This window comes from Tolumonas auensis DSM 9187, from assembly GCF_000023065.1.
In the GTDB taxonomy this organism is placed as follows: Bacteria; Pseudomonadota; Gammaproteobacteria; order Enterobacterales; family Aeromonadaceae; genus Tolumonas; species Tolumonas auensis.
Map to the genome: position 1 here is coordinate 3,308,166 of NC_012691.1, position 17,111 is coordinate 3,325,276.

The 17,111-nt window shown below is 50.3% G+C and carries 16 protein-coding genes and 1 tRNA gene; 8 read left to right on the forward strand and 9 right to left on the reverse strand.

Annotated features, from left to right (window positions below; translation table 11 throughout):
* Positions 1 to 7: 7 nt before the first annotated feature.
* The gene (locus TOLA_RS15505) at positions 8 to 2,083 is read right to left on the reverse strand and encodes a tRNA(Met) cytidine acetyltransferase TmcA (RefSeq protein WP_015880058.1); all 2,076 of its coding nucleotides are present in this window, start codon (positions 2,081 to 2,083) and stop codon (positions 8 to 10) included.
* Between the two features lie 133 nt (positions 2,084 to 2,216).
* On the opposite strand from TOLA_RS15505, the gene gmhB reads away from it, so the two are divergent.
* Together gmhB and TOLA_RS15515 are read left to right on the forward strand one after the other, a co-directional pair.
* The gene (gene gmhB / locus TOLA_RS15510) at positions 2,217 to 2,774 is read left to right on the forward strand and encodes a D-glycero-beta-D-manno-heptose 1,7-bisphosphate 7-phosphatase (RefSeq protein ID WP_015880059.1); all 558 of its coding nucleotides are present in this window, start codon (positions 2,217 to 2,219) and stop codon (positions 2,772 to 2,774) included.
* A 412-nt stretch (positions 2,775 to 3,186) separates the two neighbouring features.
* The gene (locus TOLA_RS15515; RefSeq protein ID WP_015880060.1) at positions 3,187 to 3,795 is read left to right on the forward strand and encodes a thiol:disulfide interchange protein DsbA/DsbL; all 609 of its coding nucleotides are present in this window, start codon (positions 3,187 to 3,189) and stop codon (positions 3,793 to 3,795) included.
* 93 nt (positions 3,796 to 3,888) lie between these two features.
* Here the strand turns inward: TOLA_RS15515 and exuR are convergent, their stop codons facing one another.
* Complete coding sequence (exuR, locus tag TOLA_RS15520) at positions 3,889 to 4,653, reverse strand: transcriptional regulator ExuR (RefSeq protein ID WP_015880061.1); 765 nt, start codon at positions 4,651 to 4,653, stop codon at positions 3,889 to 3,891.
* A 135-nt stretch (positions 4,654 to 4,788) separates the two neighbouring features.
* Complete coding sequence (locus TOLA_RS15525) at positions 4,789 to 6,081, reverse strand: MFS transporter (RefSeq protein WP_015880062.1); 1,293 nt, start codon at positions 6,079 to 6,081, stop codon at positions 4,789 to 4,791.
* A 462-nt stretch (positions 6,082 to 6,543) separates the two neighbouring features.
* Here TOLA_RS15525 and uxaC point away from each other — a divergent pair, with 462 nt between their 5' ends.
* From uxaC to TOLA_RS15550, 5 genes are all read left to right on the forward strand, one after another.
* Positions 6,544 to 7,956 (forward strand): glucuronate isomerase, encoded by a 1,413-nt coding sequence (gene uxaC / locus TOLA_RS15530; RefSeq protein WP_015880063.1) that lies wholly within the window; start codon positions 6,544 to 6,546, stop codon positions 7,954 to 7,956.
* A gap of 56 nt (positions 7,957 to 8,012) precedes the next feature.
* Positions 8,013 to 9,476, forward strand: coding sequence for a tagaturonate reductase (locus tag TOLA_RS15535; protein WP_015880064.1), 1,464 nt, complete (start codon positions 8,013 to 8,015; stop codon positions 9,474 to 9,476).
* A 9-nt stretch (positions 9,477 to 9,485) separates the two neighbouring features.
* Entirely contained in the window at positions 9,486 to 10,973 is a 1,488-nt protein-coding gene (locus tag TOLA_RS15540; RefSeq protein ID WP_015880065.1) for a UxaA family hydrolase, read from the forward strand.
* Positions 10,973 to 11,518, forward strand: a complete 546-nt coding sequence (locus TOLA_RS15545) for a YgjV family protein (RefSeq protein WP_015880066.1) — start codon at positions 10,973 to 10,975, stop codon at positions 11,516 to 11,518. Before TOLA_RS15540 ends, TOLA_RS15545 begins: the two co-directional genes overlap by 1 nt.
* A 119-nt stretch (positions 11,519 to 11,637) precedes the next feature.
* A complete protein-coding gene (locus tag TOLA_RS15550) occupies positions 11,638 to 12,129 on the forward strand; it encodes a 2-thiouracil desulfurase family protein (protein WP_015880067.1) in 492 nt (163 codons plus the stop codon).
* Positions 12,130 to 12,171: 42 nt separating this feature from the next.
* Here the strand turns inward: TOLA_RS15550 and TOLA_RS15555 are convergent, their stop codons facing one another.
* The gene (locus TOLA_RS15555) at positions 12,172 to 13,275 is read right to left on the reverse strand and encodes an MBL fold metallo-hydrolase (protein ID WP_015880068.1); all 1,104 of its coding nucleotides are present in this window, start codon (positions 13,273 to 13,275) and stop codon (positions 12,172 to 12,174) included.
* Positions 13,276 to 13,482: 207 nt separating this feature from the next.
* On the opposite strand from TOLA_RS15555, the gene TOLA_RS15560 reads away from it, so the two are divergent.
* Positions 13,483 to 13,573 (forward strand) — tRNA-Ser (locus TOLA_RS15560).
* A gap of 95 nt (positions 13,574 to 13,668) precedes the next feature.
* Here the strand turns inward: TOLA_RS15560 and TOLA_RS15565 are convergent.
* The 5 genes from TOLA_RS15565 to TOLA_RS15585 form a co-directional block, all read right to left on the reverse strand.
* Positions 13,669 to 14,037, reverse strand: coding sequence for a hypothetical protein (locus TOLA_RS15565; RefSeq protein ID WP_015880069.1), 369 nt, complete (start codon positions 14,035 to 14,037; stop codon positions 13,669 to 13,671).
* On the reverse strand, positions 14,024 to 14,860 hold the full coding sequence (locus tag TOLA_RS15570; RefSeq protein WP_015880070.1) for a DUF6402 family protein: 837 nt from the start codon (positions 14,858 to 14,860) through the stop codon (positions 14,024 to 14,026). Before TOLA_RS15570 ends, TOLA_RS15565 begins: the two co-directional genes overlap by 14 nt.
* On the reverse strand, positions 14,857 to 15,357 hold the full coding sequence (locus TOLA_RS16585; protein ID WP_015880071.1) for a PAAR domain-containing protein: 501 nt from the start codon (positions 15,355 to 15,357) through the stop codon (positions 14,857 to 14,859). Before TOLA_RS16585 ends, TOLA_RS15570 begins: the two co-directional genes overlap by 4 nt.
* A gap of 170 nt (positions 15,358 to 15,527) precedes the next feature.
* The gene (locus TOLA_RS15580) at positions 15,528 to 16,010 is read right to left on the reverse strand and encodes a PIN domain-containing protein (RefSeq protein WP_015880072.1); all 483 of its coding nucleotides are present in this window, start codon (positions 16,008 to 16,010) and stop codon (positions 15,528 to 15,530) included.
* Entirely contained in the window at positions 15,991 to 17,058 is a 1,068-nt protein-coding gene (locus TOLA_RS15585; RefSeq protein ID WP_015880073.1) for a helix-turn-helix domain-containing protein, read from the reverse strand. The genes TOLA_RS15580 and TOLA_RS15585 overlap by 20 nt, the downstream gene beginning before the upstream one ends.
* Between the last annotated feature and the right edge of the window lie 53 nt (positions 17,059 to 17,111).

Sequence of the window (17,111 nt, forward strand, 5' to 3'; positions counted from 1 at the left end):
CCTCTTTTTACTGCTCTTCCCCACTGCACCCCGGTGGAGAGAGCAGTCTTTTTACCACTCGTCTTAACTGCTGTACAACTGCCTTCTGCCCCGCTAACTGATGCTGCTCTGCCAGCCACGCCCACGACTTTCCCTGCCAGAATCGTTGTATCAATAGTGCCGCCATAGCCGCCGGCAATTGCGCCAATTCCCCGGCAGACACCTGCATCGCCCGCGTGACAGCCGGCCAACTGTGATCCGGTGAACGGTGATGATCGGTAAACGCCAGTAAATCCTGTTGTTCCTGTGCCGTTAACGGCTCACTCGTTGCCGGCTGTAATAACGGCAAAACAATATCAGCGGCTAAATCATTCAGAATATGCGCCAGCCAGACCGGCAGGTGCTGCTGAAACTGCTGTTGCCATGCGCTGAGTTGCGGCTGTAATTCCGGCCGCAGCGCCGTCAGCAAGACCGCCGCATGACAACCGGTAGCAACGTCCTTGCTTAACCCCAGTCTGACCGCCTGCCAGCCCTGTTTACGCCAGAAATGCAGTAATTCCGGTGTGGCGGCAAACGAGCAGCCCAGAAAATCGGCATGCAAAAGGTAATGCGCCGTCAGTGCTGCAATGAAGCGCCCGCCCTGTCCCTGTTGCTGACAGGCAGGATGGATGGCAATCCGCATCACGCGCAGATAACGATAGCCGGCGGCAGCAAGATATCCGCAGTGCGCCAGCAGCGTTTGCGGTAACAGCTGTCCGCGGGGACGACGACGTCCGGCCCGGATCTGTTCCGCCAGTGCGGCATCAATCGGCCCTTCGCGCATTAACAGGGCGACCCCATAGATGGCCACCTCATCGCGCCACAGCCAGATCTCAATATCCGGACAATCCAGCAGCAAGCGCAGATCGGTCGGTGAAGTCTGGTAATGCGCCAGGATCAGCAGCCCGAATAACTGCCGCAGCAGGTCTTCATCCTGCAATAATTGCGCGGAGGTGATCTGTTCCGCTTTCAGCGCTGACGTGGGCGCCGGCGGTTCGCAGGCATCCGCATCCAGTAACAGAATGCGGGCCAGCAGTGGTTCCAGCGGATCACTGGCAGCCCAGCGCAGCGGTGCTGTTAATGTGACTTGCTGCCATTGCGGCCACTGGCTGGCCAGCCAGCGGCACATCCGTAATTCAAAACCATGCCCTGAGCCTTCATAGCCATGAATGGTGGTTGCATAAACCACGCGCTGATACCGCTGCTGCAGTTGGCGCAATAATGCGGCCGGAATGGCAGCGGCTTCGTCAATCAGCAGCAGATCGGCCGGGATATCCTGCTCCAGCAAAGCCTCGGGACTGTAAAAAAACAGCGCCGGATGCTGACCGGAATGCTGCAGTAAGGTGCGCGCCGATTGCTGCGAGGGCGCGGTGACGATGATGCGTTTACCCTGCGCCAGCAGTTGCTGCGCCGCCAAGCCAAGGGCCGCTGACTTGCCGCGGCCGCGATCCGCCATCACCACCAGTGGATACGGTCTGGCGGCCATTGCACAAGCCAGTACCGCCTCACGGGCATGATGCTGTTCGGTACTGAGACAACCGGTGCGATCAGGAATAATCTGCCACTCTGCCGCCGGTAGTTCCGGCAGCGGATGGTGTAACGTGCCACTGCTGAGATCCCAGTGCCAGACTGAACCATCCTGCGTCAGCAAGCGCTGCAGCCGTTGCAGAAAATGCGGATAACAGCGCGTCACCTCTTCCGGCTGAGACACATAACGCCGGTAGTCCGGATCGGCAAACTGCGGCCAGTCCGCCAGTGGCGGCATAAGTAACACCAGCAGACCACCGGCACGCACGGTGCCACCCACCGCACCCAGCATATCCGGCGACAGCCCGCAGAACGCGTTCAGAATGACCAGCGGATACTCCTGCCCCAGCCACGACATCGTATGCTGCATCGGTTGCGACATCACGCTGTCCGGGCCGTTGCCCAGCCACAGTCCGCCACTTAGCCACAGTTGTTCTGCATGTTGCTGACAGGCAAGTTCTTCCCCCGTCAGCAACAACAGCCGGCGCTCACCGCGATGCAGCAGACGCGCATAATGTTCAGCAAACAAGTGGGACATAGGGCTTTCCTGATCTCTTTTGGGCGATTGTAGCCGGTTTTGCAGATTGTATCCGGCCCGGATGGATGACACAGAAGCGAAACGGACGGAAATCCCCTACAATAAGCAACAGCATAATGAATGAGGACAGATTGTGGCAAAAATTGCAGTTTTTCTGGATCGGGACGGCGTGATTAATCAGGACACAGGTTATGTATCCTGTGTGGATGACTTCCATTTTATTGATGGTGCTATTGAGGCATTGCAGATCCTGAAGCAAAAGGGCTATTGCCTGGTGCTGGTAACCAATCAGTCGGGTATCGCCCGGGGTTATTTCAGTGAAAAGCAATTTATGCACCTGACCGAATGGATGGACTGGTCGCTGGCCGACCACGATGTCGATCTCGATGGTATCTATTATTGTCCGCACCACCCGACCGAGGGTGAAGAACCTTATCGTCAGGCGTGTGACTGTCGTAAGCCGGCACCCGGTATGTTGCTGGATGCCGCGAAAGATCTGGCGATTGATTTGGCAAACTCTTACATGGTGGGAGATAAAGCGGCGGATTTACAGGCAGCTAAAGCGGCAGGTGTCAGCCATAAGATCCTGGTTCGTACCGGTAAAGCCGTGACCGAAGAAGCACAGGCACTGGCTGATGAAGTGCAGGATTCATTACTGACCTTTGCGAAGTCGGTGCCGGCGGTAAACTAAGGCGGGAATGGAGAAAGACAACTTTTTCCGGCTGCCAGAAATGACTTGAGCTTGCCAAGGCAAGCTCAATCTGATTACACACTATCTATCCCGCTGCTTTCTACAGCTTATGAACCGAGGTATCGGTTTTTATTTTATCTGCAACACCACAACATGCTTCAGATGAGGCCAATATAGGGATTTTTTTGCAATTTGCAAATCAACTTCCGAATTTGGTGACGCGGGTCACAAAAAATGACACTATTGAGTCCGTTTTTTCCTCTGCACTACTTTCTCAGCGATCGTCGCTGGCAAGACCTGCACGGAATCAGCAAGACAATCATTCGATCGGAATTGACGAACGGAAAAGGAGTGAATAGTCTTGGCGCACAACACCATGATTTTATCACTCCACCCTGATACGGAACCCAATATGAAAAAAATGTTTGTGTTGTTAGCTGGTCTGTTGATTGCGCCTTTTTTACAGGCAGCACCGGAATTTAAAGAAAACGTAAACTATGAGGTGATTCGCCAGACGAACACACCGAAACCGGAAGTGATGGAGTTCTTCTCTTACTATTGCCCGCACTGCTATCAGTTTGAACCTATCATGGCTGAACTGAAAAAGCAGTTGCCTGCGGATGTCGCCTTCAAACGTACGCCGGTTGCATTTCTGGGTAAAGAGATGGGTCCTGAACTGCAGCGCGCTTATGCTGTCGCTGACCTGCTGAAAGCCGAAGATAAAGTCACGCCGGTACTCTTTCAGCGTATTCAGACCGAACGTAATCCGCCACAAAACCGGGCGGATGTGCGCGCACTGTTTGAACAGGCCGGGGTAGATGGCAAGGATTTTGATGGTGCCATCGACAGCTTCGCGGTCACCGGCATGGTCGCGCAGTATGATCGCAATACCGGCAGCATGAATATCCGTGCCGTACCGTCTACTGTCGTGAACGGTAAATACCTGGTAAAAACCGAAGGTATCAAGAGCACTGAAGAGTTTATCGCGCTGGTTAAGTTCCTGCTGGCGAAGAAAGATTAATCGCTCTTCACCGGATACCAATAAGCCTCCGCTTGCGGAGGCTTATTTTTTAGCGGCAGAAGTTCAGTACTGCCGGACGGAATCAGTAATGCGTTACGCCCGGGCCAGATGAACCACCGGATTTTCAGAAAACAGATAGCGGTCATCCACCAGATCGTCATCAATCGTCGTTGCCTGAAACAGCATTTGTTTGGTGTTTTCCAGATGCTGCCACATCGCCAGTTTGGCCGCTTTCGGATCTTTACGCATCAGCGCTTTCAGGATCTGCTCGTGGTCTTCGCACCAGCTCTCCATCGCCCGATCATCAATATGCTCGTGTAATTTGCGCCAGTACGGGTTCTTTTCCCGGTGTTGCCAGAGTTTTTCCACCAGCGTCACCAACACCGAGTTCTGGGTCGCCTTGGCGACCTGAATATGGAATTCCTTGTCCCATTGGGAATCGCGGGCGCGATCTTCTTTACGGGCAGTTTCCTGAATGGCCTGCAACGCCAGAATATCTTGTTTGGTGACCTGCGTGGCCGCAAATTCCGCGACATTACTTTCCAGTAATTGCCGCGCCTGCAGCAATTCGAACGGACCCGCAGTGAGAAATTCATCATCCTGTTCACTGATCGATGGCTGATAACGCGGTTCAATCCCGATTACATGAATACCTGAACCTTTACGGACATCTACCAACCCTTCGACTTCCAGCATGATGATTGCTTCGCGAACAACCGTGCGGCTGACCGCCATGGCTTCAGCAATCAGACGTTCAGCCGGCAGGCGATCACCAATCACATACTGACCACTCTTGATCTGATGTTTTAACTCGCTGGCTACTCTCTGATACAACCGACTCGCTTCAAAAGATTCCATCACAACATCCTATTCAGGGCTCTGCTGCCAGTATAACGGAAATGACAAAACCTGTTATACCAATAACAGGTTTTGTCACTTTACAACGGGGTACAGGCGCAAGATCGCCTCATACCATTCATCCGTTTTGTTTCATTATGCAGTTGCCACTTCCGCTTTCTGCTCCGCACCGGTAGGTACTGATGAACCAATCAGCGTACATACAATGATGGCACCAACCACATCAAACAGTGACAGACAAATAAACAACGGATCATAGCCAATTTTGCTCGCGACAATACCCACGATGAACGAGAAGATAGTCGCGCCCAGATAACCTGCCATACCAGTCAGACCATTTGCGGTACCGACAGAGTTTCTCGGGAACACATCCGAAGACATAGTGATCAATGCGCCGGAAATGGTCTGGTGCGCAAAACAGCCAACACAGAACAATGCAATGGCAGTATAAGGGCTTGCAACTGTACCAATCGCTGCCGGTGCCAGCATACAAATGGAGCCGGTCACAACCACCAGTTTACGACTGTTCAACAGAGACACGTTGAAATATTTCATCAGCATAGGTGATAAATAACCACCGACGATACAGCCCATGTCTGCCGCCAGGAACGGGATCCAGGCAAACATGGCAATCTCTTTCAGATCCATGTGACGAACAGTACTTAAATACAGCGGGATCCAGAAGTTAAAGGTCTGCCAGGCGGGTTCAGCCAGGAATTTGGGAATCGCAATACCCCAGAATTCTTTACGAGACATGATCTGTTTTACCGATGGCTTAGAAGTGTCATTTTTATGCGACTCTTCCTGGCCTTCCAGAATGTATTGTCTTTCTTCTTCAGTGATCTGAGGGTGTTCATCTGGGGTACGGAAGAACATCAGCCACAATGCAACCCAGAAAAATCCAAGCGCGCCGGTAACGACGAAGGCCGTTTCCCAGTTGTAATACGTGATACAGGCAATGACTAACGGAGGTGCCAGCATACCGCCGATAGACGAGCCAATATTAAACCAGCCAGTTGCAATCGAACGCTCTTTTGCCGGAAACCATTCCGTAACCGCTTTTAAGGCGGCGGGAATTACCGCAGCTTCCGCCATACCCATCAGACCACGGAAAAATGCCAGTGACTGCCAGCTTCCGGCAAAACCGTGCAACATGTTGGCGATTGACCAACCGACACAGAAAATGGCCAGACCAATTTTGATACCGATATTATCGAGAATAAAACCGGCAATCGGCTGCATGATGGTATAGCAGGCCTGAAACGCAGCGACTACATAGGAATATTGTTCGACACTGATATTTAATTGTTCTTTCAGCGTTGGTGCTGCGGCTGACAAAGATGAACGGGTTAAATAGTTCAGTACCGTCCCCAGCATTACTACACCGATGATCCACCAGCGCAGGCCGACGATTTTTCTCTTAGCCATGTTGCAACTCCTTGTTCAACCACAGTCCGGTATTTGCTACAGGCAAATCACCAACCATTCCGGTCGATAGATTCATATTCTTGTCCTCTGTTTATTCGTCTTCAAGTTATGAAGTGAATGATAGAAACCCAATAGTTATCATCATTCCATTCAAAAACGTCACACTGTTATGACAGAATAATGATAATTGGTATGATAACTAAGATCGGTGAGCGCGATCTAACTTTCAATCAATCACCCCACAAAATATGCGACAACCATCACAAAAGATCGTAAAACCAGCATATTCATCCGAATTTGTGTGACATGTACTGCAAAAAATAGCTATTTGATGTAGACAACTTTCACCCTGATTATAATAATTGGTATAACACATTAACCAAGCATCATGACCTGCCGTGTACATTTCCTGTCAGGTCATACATGAGTTGTACCGCAGCAATCTATACACAGGAGTGGGTAATGACTGCCTTTTTAACTGAAGACTTCTTGCTGGATACCGATTTTTCCCGCCAGCTGTACCATGATTTCGCGGCTGAACAGCCGATTTTTGATTTTCACTGCCATCTGCCGCCACAATTGATCGCGGAAAATTATCAGTTCAAGAACCTGTATGACATCTGGCTGAAAGGTGATCATTACAAATGGCGCGCGATGCGTTCTAACGGTGCGGACGAGCGCTTCTGCACCGGTGATGCCGATGACTACGCCAAATATCAGGCTTATGCCGCCACCGTACCGCACACTATCGGCAACCCGCTGTATCACTGGACCCATCTTGAACTGCGCCGTCCGTTCGGTCTGAGCAATGTCGTGCTCTCCCCGGCCACCGAAAAACAGGTCTGGGATTTCTGTAACGACAAGCTGGCACAACCTGAATTTTCTGCGCGCGGCATTATGCAGCAGATGAATGTCAAACTGGTCGCCACCACCGATGATCCGATTGATGACCTGAGTCATCACGCCGCAATCGCTGCCGATAAAGACTTCAATGTCGTGGTGACTCCGGGCTGGCGTCCGGATAAAGCCGTCAACATCGATGCGCCCTGGTTTGCCGATTACATGACCGCACTGGAACAGGCCGCGGATGTCTCGATTTCCACCTTTGACGACCTGACCAAGGCACTAACTGTACGTCTGGATCACTTCGAAAAACATGGCTGCAAGATTTCTGATCATGCACTGGATGTAGTGCTGTTTGGCGAAGCCTCTGACGCGGAACTGACTGCCATGCTGCAGGCGCGTCGTCAGGGCCAGATCCTCGCGCCGGAACAGGTTGCCGCCTTCAAAACTGCCGTCCTGCTGTTCCTGGCGAAAGAGTACAAACAGCGTGGCTGGGTGCAGCAATACCACATCGGTGCACTGCGCAATAACAACAGCCGCAGGCTGCTGGAACTGGGGCCGGACACCGGTTTTGATTCCATCAACGATGGTCTGGTCGCCGCGCCACTGTCGCGTCTGCTGGATGCCCAGGATCGCAATAACCAGCTGCCGAAAACCATTCTGTACTGCCTGAATCCGCGCGATAACGAAGTGCTGGCGACCATGCTGGGTAATTTCCAGGGTGATGGCATTCCCGGCAAGATGCAGTTCGGTTCCGGCTGGTGGTTCAACGATCAGAAGGACGGCATGGAACGGCAGATGACACAGCTGGCCCAGCTCGGTCTGCTGAGTCGCTTCGTCGGCATGCTGACTGACAGCCGCAGCTTCCTCTCTTACACCCGTCACGAATATTTCCGTCGCGTGCTGTGCCGCATGCTCGGCCGCTGGGTAGCAGATGGTGAAGCACCGGCGGATATCAAACTGCTGGGTGAAATGGTGGAAAACATCTGTTTCCACAACGCGAAAAACTACTTCGGTATCGAACTGAAATAACTGAACCCGACAGATAACAACGCGGGAGCTGTTGCTTCCGCATTGAGGAGACACAAATGCACGCTTTAAACCGTCAGCAATTTCCCGGCGCTCAATATCCGGAAAAAATCATTCAGTTCGGCGAAGGAAATTTCTTGCGCGCCTTTGTCGACTGGCAGATCGACCTGCTAAACGAATATACCGATCTCAATGCCGGTATCACGATCATCCGCCCGATTGATACCGCCTTCCCGCCCAGCCTGAGCACGCAGGATGGCCTCTACACCACTGTGATCCGCGGTCTGAATGAACAGGGGGAAGCGGTACGTCATACCCGTCTGATCCGTTCCGTGAACCGTGAACTCAACTGTTATCAGCAGTTTGACGAGGTGCTGGCACTGGCACGCAATCCGGATATCCGCTTTGTGTTCTCCAACACCACCGAAGCCGGTATCACTTATGTCGCGGATGACAAACTGACCGATGCCCCGCCAGCCAGCTTCCCGGCGAAACTGACCCGTCTGCTGTTCGAACGCTTCCAGCATTTCAACGGCGCAGCAGATAAAGGCTGGATCATTCTGCCTTGTGAACTGATTGACTATAACGGCGATGCCCTGCGTGAACTGGTACAACGTTATGCCGTGGAATGGAAACTGCCGCTGGCATTCAGTAACTGGCTGGGCCAGAGCAATACGTTCTGCTCGACGCTGGTCGATCGTATCGTGACCGGCTTCCCGCGCGATGAACACGCGGCGCTGCAGGAAGAGTTCGGCTATCAGGATCAGTTCGTGGATACCGCTGAATATTTTTATCTGTTCGTGATTCAGGGGCCACAATGGTTACGGGAAACGCTGTGTCTGGATCAGTTACCAGCCGACAAACAGATGAACATCCGCATTGTCGAAGACATCAAACCGTATAAAGAACGCAAAGTCGCGATCCTGAACGGGGCGCATACCGCGATGGTACCGGTGGCATTTCTGGCGGGTCTCGACACTGTCGGTGAAACGCTGAACGACGCCGCGCTGAGTCAGTTTGTGGAAAAAACGATTTTTGAAGAGATCGTACCGACACTGGATCTGCCGCGTGATGAGCTGGAATCGTTCTCCCGTGATGTGCTGGCCCGCTTCCGCAATCCGTTTATCAAGCATCAGCTGTTATCGATTGCCCTGAACGGCATGACCAAATACAAAACCCGCATTCTGCCACAATTGCTGACCTATCAGGATCGCAAAGGCTGTCTGCCGGTTCGCCTGACCTTCGCGCTGGCGGCGCTACTGGCGTTCTATCAGGGTAAACGCGGCGATGAAACCTACCCGCTGCAGGACGATGCCCACTGGCTGGAACACTTCGCCGCCCTGTGGTCTGCGGTTGATGCCGGCACGATCACCCTGGCCGATCTGGTGAAACAAACACTCAGTCTGGAAAGTCACTGGGGTGAAGATCTGACCCGCGTTAAAGGGTTGGTCGAAGCGGTGTGTGCTCACCTGACCCGCATCCGTTCGCAAGGCATGCGTGCAGCCCTGTCGATTGGCTGCTGAGGTATGAATATGCAGGAAGTAATTAAAATTCATGCCACAGACAATGTTGCCGTGGCACTGGCTGACCTTACCGAAGGTCAGCTGATTGAAATTGATGGCGCAGTCATCACTTTGCGTGGCCCGGTTGCCCGTGGACACAAACTGGCGCTGCGTGATCTGCCTGCCGGCAGTCAGATCATCAAATATGGTCTGCCGATTGGCCATGCGAAAGAAGATATCGCCCAGGGTATGCACGTACATCACCACAATATCGCCACCAACTTAAGCGATCTGGACAATTACCAGTATCAGCCTGATTTTATGGCCGTTTCTGAGCAGCCTGGCGATCGGGAAATCGAGATCTATCGTCGCAAAAATGGTCAGATCGGTATCCGTAATGAATTATGGATTTTACCTACTGTGGGCTGCGTCAATGCGATGGCCAAACAGATGCAGAAACAGATCGAACACGACTGTGATTTATCCGCGATTGATGGCATTCATCTGTTCAGCCACCAGTATGGCTGTTCCCAGCTAGGCCAGGACCACCAGAATACCCGCACCATCTTGCAGAATATGGTACGTCACCCCAATGCCGGCGGGGTTCTGGTGGTTGGCTTAGGTTGTGAAAACAACCAGATCGCGGCGTTTCAAGAAACGCTCGGCGAATTCGATGCCGAACGCGTACGCTTTATGGTTTGTCAGCAACATGACGATGAAGTTGGCACCGGCGTCGAACATCTGAAAGATCTGCTGGCGGTGATGGCGGACGATAAACGCACCACCGGCAAACTGAGTGAACTGAAATTCGGGCTGGAATGCGGCGGCTCGGATGGCTTTTCCGGTATCACCGCCAACCCGCTGCTGGGTCAGTTTTCTGACTATGTAATTCAGCATGGCGGCACCAGTGTACTGACCGAAGTGCCGGAAATGTTCGGCGCAGAACGCATCCTGATGTCGCGTTGCCAGGATGAAAGCACCTTCGGTAAAACCGTGGACATGGTGAATGATTTCAAACAGTATTTCATCGACCATAATCAGCCGATTTATGAAAATCCGTCCCCGGGTAACAAAGCGGGCGGCATCTCCACGCTGGAAGAGAAATCGCTGGGCTGCACCCAGAAAGCCGGTCAAAGTCAGGTGATGGATGTGCTGAAATATGGTGATCGGTTAACCCGGCCGGGGCTCAATCTGCTGAGTGCACCGGGTAATGATGCCGTTGCCACCAGCGCACTGGCCGCGGCCGGATGCCATATGGTATTGTTCAGTACAGGGCGCGGGACGCCCTACGGCGGATTCGTTCCGACAGTAAAACTGGCGACCAACAGTGATTTGGCGAAGCGCAAACCACACTGGATCGACTTTAATGCTGGCCGATTGCTGGAAGACCACACCATGATACAACTGCTCAATCAGTTTATTGACCTGATTGTTGACGTCGCGAATGGCAAAGCCACCTGTAATGAGAAGAACGATTTCCGGGAACTGGCGATATTCAAAAGCGGTGTAACCCTTTAATGACTTTTCTGCACAACATAGCGGAACTCTTTGCAGCAAACCCACTGGCACAGTCAGTGGGTTTAATTGCATTTGGCATTGGCATTTCTGCCTTTGTGCAAAAAAACGACCATCGGCTACGTACTTTTCTGACTCTGTATTGTGTGGTGATTGGCTGTCATTTTTTCCTGCTGGGTGCACCCACGGCCGCTTATGCCGCCTGGCTGAGTGGTTTACGCAGCTTTGTTTCCAGCCGCACCCGACACGTTGGCGTCATGTGTTTTTTCCTGCTGGTTGTCTGGGTATTAGGTGTTCCGAATATCACCCAACCGATCCAATGGCTCACTCTTATCGGTACCACATTAGGCACCTGGGCGCTGTATCGTGAGCAAGGGTTACGCATGCGGTTAATGCTGCTCTCCGGTACTGTTTGCTGGGTCACGCATAACTTCGTGATTGGTTCGATAGGTGGTGCGTTGATTGAAGGCAGTTTTTTGTTTGTGAACAGCCACACCATTTTCCGTTTATGGCAACAACGTACTGCTCAACTCCCGGACGAAAGTTAAGCCGTTACCTTGTCTCATTCTGATCCGGTTGTTTAACGTGTCTGCTGATGCCGATTTAGATCGGCTTCGCAGAACAGGAAGCAATTATTGATAATAATCGGCAGACTATTGAGAGTCGTTTGGTTTGCAAAACCGGGACGGGGGATAAGATCATTACTACGCCAAAGATATTAGTCAGTGCCTGCCTGCTGGGCTGTCCGGTGCGTTATGACGCGCAGAGTAAACCTGTCAATCATCCTGTACTGCAACGCTGGCATGCCAATGGCTGGCTGGTGCCGTTTTGTCCGGAACAGGCCGGCGGTTTGCCCACGCCGCGACCGGCCGCTGAACTGCAGCAGGATGGCCGCGTCATGACCGGCGAAGGCAAAGACGTCACCGCCCCCTTCCTGAAAGGTGCCGAACAGGCGCTGGCACTGTGTCAGCAGCAGAAAATCAAATATGCCCTGCTGAAAGAAAGCAGCCCGTCCTGTGGCAGCACCAACATTTATGACGGCCATTTCCGCGGTAAAAAAATCGCCGGCGAAGGCATGACCAGTCACCTGCTAAGAGCGCACGGCATCCGGATTTTTTCCGAACAGCAAATTGACGAGCTGTTTGCCTCGCTGGATTAAATACTTTTGCATTCCCCTCTTTCCGGAGGGGATTCGTCTCTCTTAATCGGTACCCATCGCTTCTATGATACCGACCAGCTCAGATTCGTGCTGACGCCACCACGGGTACCAGTACTGCGGTACGGACAACTGCACCGGTTCGCCGATCTGCGGCATCAGTAATGGCACCTGCTGTGCCGCGGCCAGCGCCGTAATGCGTTCAAACGGCTCGAACCAGTCATGCAAGGCCAGATCAAAGGTACCGTTGTGAATGGGCAGCATATAACAGCCGTTTAAATCCAGATGTGCCTGCAGCGATTGTTCCGGCAGCATATGCACATCCGGCCAGTCGCGATCATACGCGCCGGTTTCGATGCAGGTGATATCAAACGGACCATACGCCTCACCGATCTGCTTAAAACCATCGAAATAGCCGGTATCGCCACTGAAAAACACGCTTAAGGCCGGTGAACGGATCACCCATGAACACCACAGCGAGCGATCGGTATCAAACAAACCACGTCCGGAAAAATGCCGTGCCGGCGTTGCCACCAGTTGCGTGCCACCAACCTGTACCGACTGCCACCAGTCAAATTCCGTAATATTTTCCGCAGCCACACCCCACTGCTGCAGTTTCCGGCCGACACCCTGCGGTACATAAAACTGTTCACAGCGCGAGGCCAGAGCCTTGATGCTCATTTCATCCAGATGATCATAATGGTTATGCGAGATGATGATGCCTTTCAGGGCGGGTAACTGTTCCGGCATTAACGGCGGCTCATGAAAGCGCTTCGGCCCAATCCACTGCAATGGCGACGCACGCTTGGCAAACACCGGATCTGTCAGCCAGAACTCACCGTTCAGTTTTAACAATAAAGTGGAGTGGCCCAGCCGGTAAAGCGTATCCACCGATGGCACCAGCAGCTGCGAGGCCGTCAGCGCATGTACCGGTACCGGCACCGGCCCGATCGGCGCAGGCACCGCCGGACGCGCAAACAGATAACGCCCCAGCAGACGGAATAGCCCGGGCACCGTCATGGCCTGAGGCGTGTGGTGATTATAAAAACGCTTCTTGCGGAACAGACTGCCGGACGACGAGACCAGCTGACTGGCAGGATCAGCCGTTATTGCCGGCAACTCAGCGACTGTTTCTGATGAATGAGCCATGACATCCTCCTGAATACCGGTTATTTGTTAACCGTCACCCTCTCAGGCTAAAGTGCATTTGTGACAACATGGCGATACTTTTGCGCAAAAAATATGAATAACATCATGATTTATGCCGCTAAATCCCCTATTTTGCTCAAGGAATAAGCAATCAATTCATTGATGCTTTACGGAAAATAAATAACCCCGTATGATGTGCGCAACCACGGAGAGATGGCAGAGTGGTTAAATGCACCGGTCTTGAAAACCGGCAAGGGTTTGTAGCCCTTCTAGGGTTCGAATCCCTATCTCTCCGCCAAATACCATGAAGAAGCCCGCTGAATAAGCGGGCTTTTTTGTTTTTGTATCAGCCCATACTTCAGCCCCTACAAGTTTCCTATCTCTGCAAAGAAATTACCTGTTGTCCGGTAGAGAAATCACATCATCATCAACAAATATTTTAACATTACCGATGTGCTCGTCAGGCCAGACAATGGGCATTCCATTTTCTGTTGCTGATCGAACTGAGCTTTGATAAATCAACTTTCCGCTCTTCTCATACACCCTTATAAATTGGGCATCAGGCATAATAAGCCAACCCAATGGCACATCATTAACGTTATAAAACCTTACTTCAAACCGTCCGTCAGGGCTCGTACTGTTAAATGAATAACTGTGGGTGTAACGTTCTGGGTTTATATATATGAGCCAAGCTACATAAACCGCAACGACCACAGCGCAGACCATCATGATGGATTGAACTGGTTTCTTATAACTCGACATATAAGTCCTTTTGGGACCGCCATTTGATATCTGAGTACACAACGAAGTCACCACCGGAATTATGTACTTTTTGCCATCGCCTAAAGTCGCGATTATAAACGGTAACATATCCTTCAAAATCAGACTCTATAGGGTCGGTCATATATGCAACTGTTTCTAACTTACCCAAGACTTTATCTTTACTCCAAACCCCAAGAATCTCATCGTCTCCTGTAAAGTCATAAGTATCTCTTAAATAAATCCCCGTCTTTTCAACATGAAAAAGATCTCTACCTTTATCGTTAAAAGCCTTGCCTATAACTGCAATTTTGAGCGTGCCATTACCTATAGCACCAAACAGCCCATCAATCAGATCGAATTTTGTTCCTGCCGTTCTCAGATTTACCTGACAGTACGCATCGCATTCTCTAGCTGTAAATGCAGGGGAACCGAGATAAGTTGGAGTTGATTTACCTTTATGCCATCCCGCCTTAGCAAGCAGATCTCTTAATCTACTTATGCCCTTTTCAGAACGCCATGTATGATGAACTAAGACATCTGCAGCTTGCCACGTTCTATGAGAAAGCAGCCAATCAATCTTAACTATGTCATCATTATATTGGTTAGATTTAAGCTTTAACGGATCAATATTTCCAGACCGAATATCGTCAGTTATAACAAACGCAGGCTTTATCGAAAACCAATGCCTCATCAATTTGGCTGCTGTATTCCACTTCATTTTGTCCATCGCAGCAGGTATATCATCGACATGTACGGGATCAACTACTACTTTGACTGGGGTTGTATCACTCTTATGAGTTGTTTTTACTGTGTAAAGCGTCATTCTCTAATCCCCACAGTATGTTGAACCACTCTTTTTAAAGAGATATCTGATTCTGTGCTGGTATGTACAAGCTGCGTCTTACCGAATTCACAAACATCCCCCGATACCATTCCCTCCGGAGTTTCTATCAGGTAAGTAAAAACTGAGACCGGTTTACCATTCGCATCGACAAATTGAAAATGTTGATTGTATGAGTTGAATGATTCAACACTGCTGAAGTCAGGTGAATACGAATCACCAATCAGCACATTACCTGAACCGCTGATAATTACTCCGCCATGTGACGTAGCAGCACCAAATAAAGCAGCAGGCTTTCCGTTTATAAATACAGTAGAACTTCCCGTTACTATTGTTGCACCGCAACTTGTTGAATCACCCTCTCTTGCCACGGGCAATCCATTAATGAATACATCATCAGAACCGGATGATATGGTATTTACGGAGTGTCCTTTCTGTGGGCAAGCATGAGAATCGCTGGCTCTGGCTACTAATGGCATAGGTTGTCCTCAATGAATGAATCAACTCATTCTAGCTTCCATTGGACCTATGCATTAACCGCAGATATTACAGGTGATTACAGGATAAGCCGGCCAAGATGATGAATTAACTTCAGCCGGAAGAGATCAGCACAAAAGCCCAAAAGGAAACGTATTAAAGAAAAAATCGTTCAATCTTGATGTTCAAGTCGACTAAATGCCAGGTGCCAAGGTAAACGCCGTCCATTAGACCGCATTTTCTCATATGCTTCTCTTGCTATAGCAACCGTGATGATATTGTGTAATATCAGTTGTTCCACGACCCAGATCGTACCCATAACAACAACAGCTTCTCTTTTTGCAAGCACTCTAAGAGCTTCATCCCCTGTTAATATTGGACACGCCTCTTGTCTGGCCAATGCTAATGCAAAACAATCGTTCATACTGGGCCCGTTCACCCGTTGATTTAATTGAAAAGCATACATCATCGTTTTTTCAGAGAGTTCACCCAGTTGGAGTCCCATTTCAATCAAGTGGGAATGTTGTTCTTCCAGTTCTTCTACGAATAAAATATCAGGCACCTTGAACTGATAAGGAAGTCGGAAAAAAACATTCAGTAATTCGCCCTCTTCCAAATCAATTAAAATATTGGCATCACTGATTAATAGCTGCATCCACTAACTCCAACTTCCGTTGACGATGGAAGGTCATTAAGGATATCCCTAACAACTCGGCAGCTTTTGACTCGCTCAGTATGTTCTCGCCTAATCCACGATATATAAGCTGTTGAAACAACCGTGTTTCCTCTTGAGGATAAACACGACCTGGCTCACATTTTCGCCATCCTCGATATGAAAACTGCATTGAAAGTAATTTGTGTATAGATTCCGTAATAATTCCAAGATCACAAGCACGATACAAACATGCCCGCATACTCAAACCAAACTCATGCTTAAGAAAAAATAATTCACGAAACTCAATAGTATGACGCGTGATCCCCAACTGTTGGCGAATTGCGTTGGCAGGTAATAGAAAACTACCAGCAAAACGATTGCACGCTTTCTCCTCATTCAGTTCAGCAGATAAACGCCCGTGCAACAGCAGGTGCCCTAATTCATGTGCAAGTGTGAATCGCTGACGGTCACCAGGCCAATTGGCAGATAAAACTATAACTGGCTGATCAGCAACTGTAGCCTGTAAACCATCAAATTTTGCACTTTCATCAACCTGAGTAATGATAACCAATATGCCTTGCGATTCGAGCACGTCAATAAGATCAAGAACCGGTTTTCCGCCTAAATCCCAAGCAGAACGAACTTGGTTAGCAAACGTTTCTATTTCATCTAACGAGGTTATTTTCCCCGGTAAATTTTGTGGAACAGAAAATTTAGGCACAGGAAATGTTGGCCACAAATTAGCTAGTTCCTGCCAACGCTCAGCCTGATCAAGCACATCTGCTTCCAACTTTTTCAAGACCGATGCCGGGGTGTTAGCTCGTTTGCGAAATTCAACGCCTGCTAATTCAACCTTTACAGGACGGAAAAAATACTCGCTGCGAACAGACAATACTTTTGCCAGTTTAATCATCACCCCTGAGCTGGGCATATTCTGATTGTGTTCATATTTTTTTATCATGTTGGCACTAACACCAACTAGATCACCCAAGGCCTTCATTGACAGGCCAGCAGCAGCGCGAGCACGTAACAGACGTTCACCAATCATACCGACCTCCCGCCATTAGTTTATAAATTTTAACTTTATATATAAAATGTAAA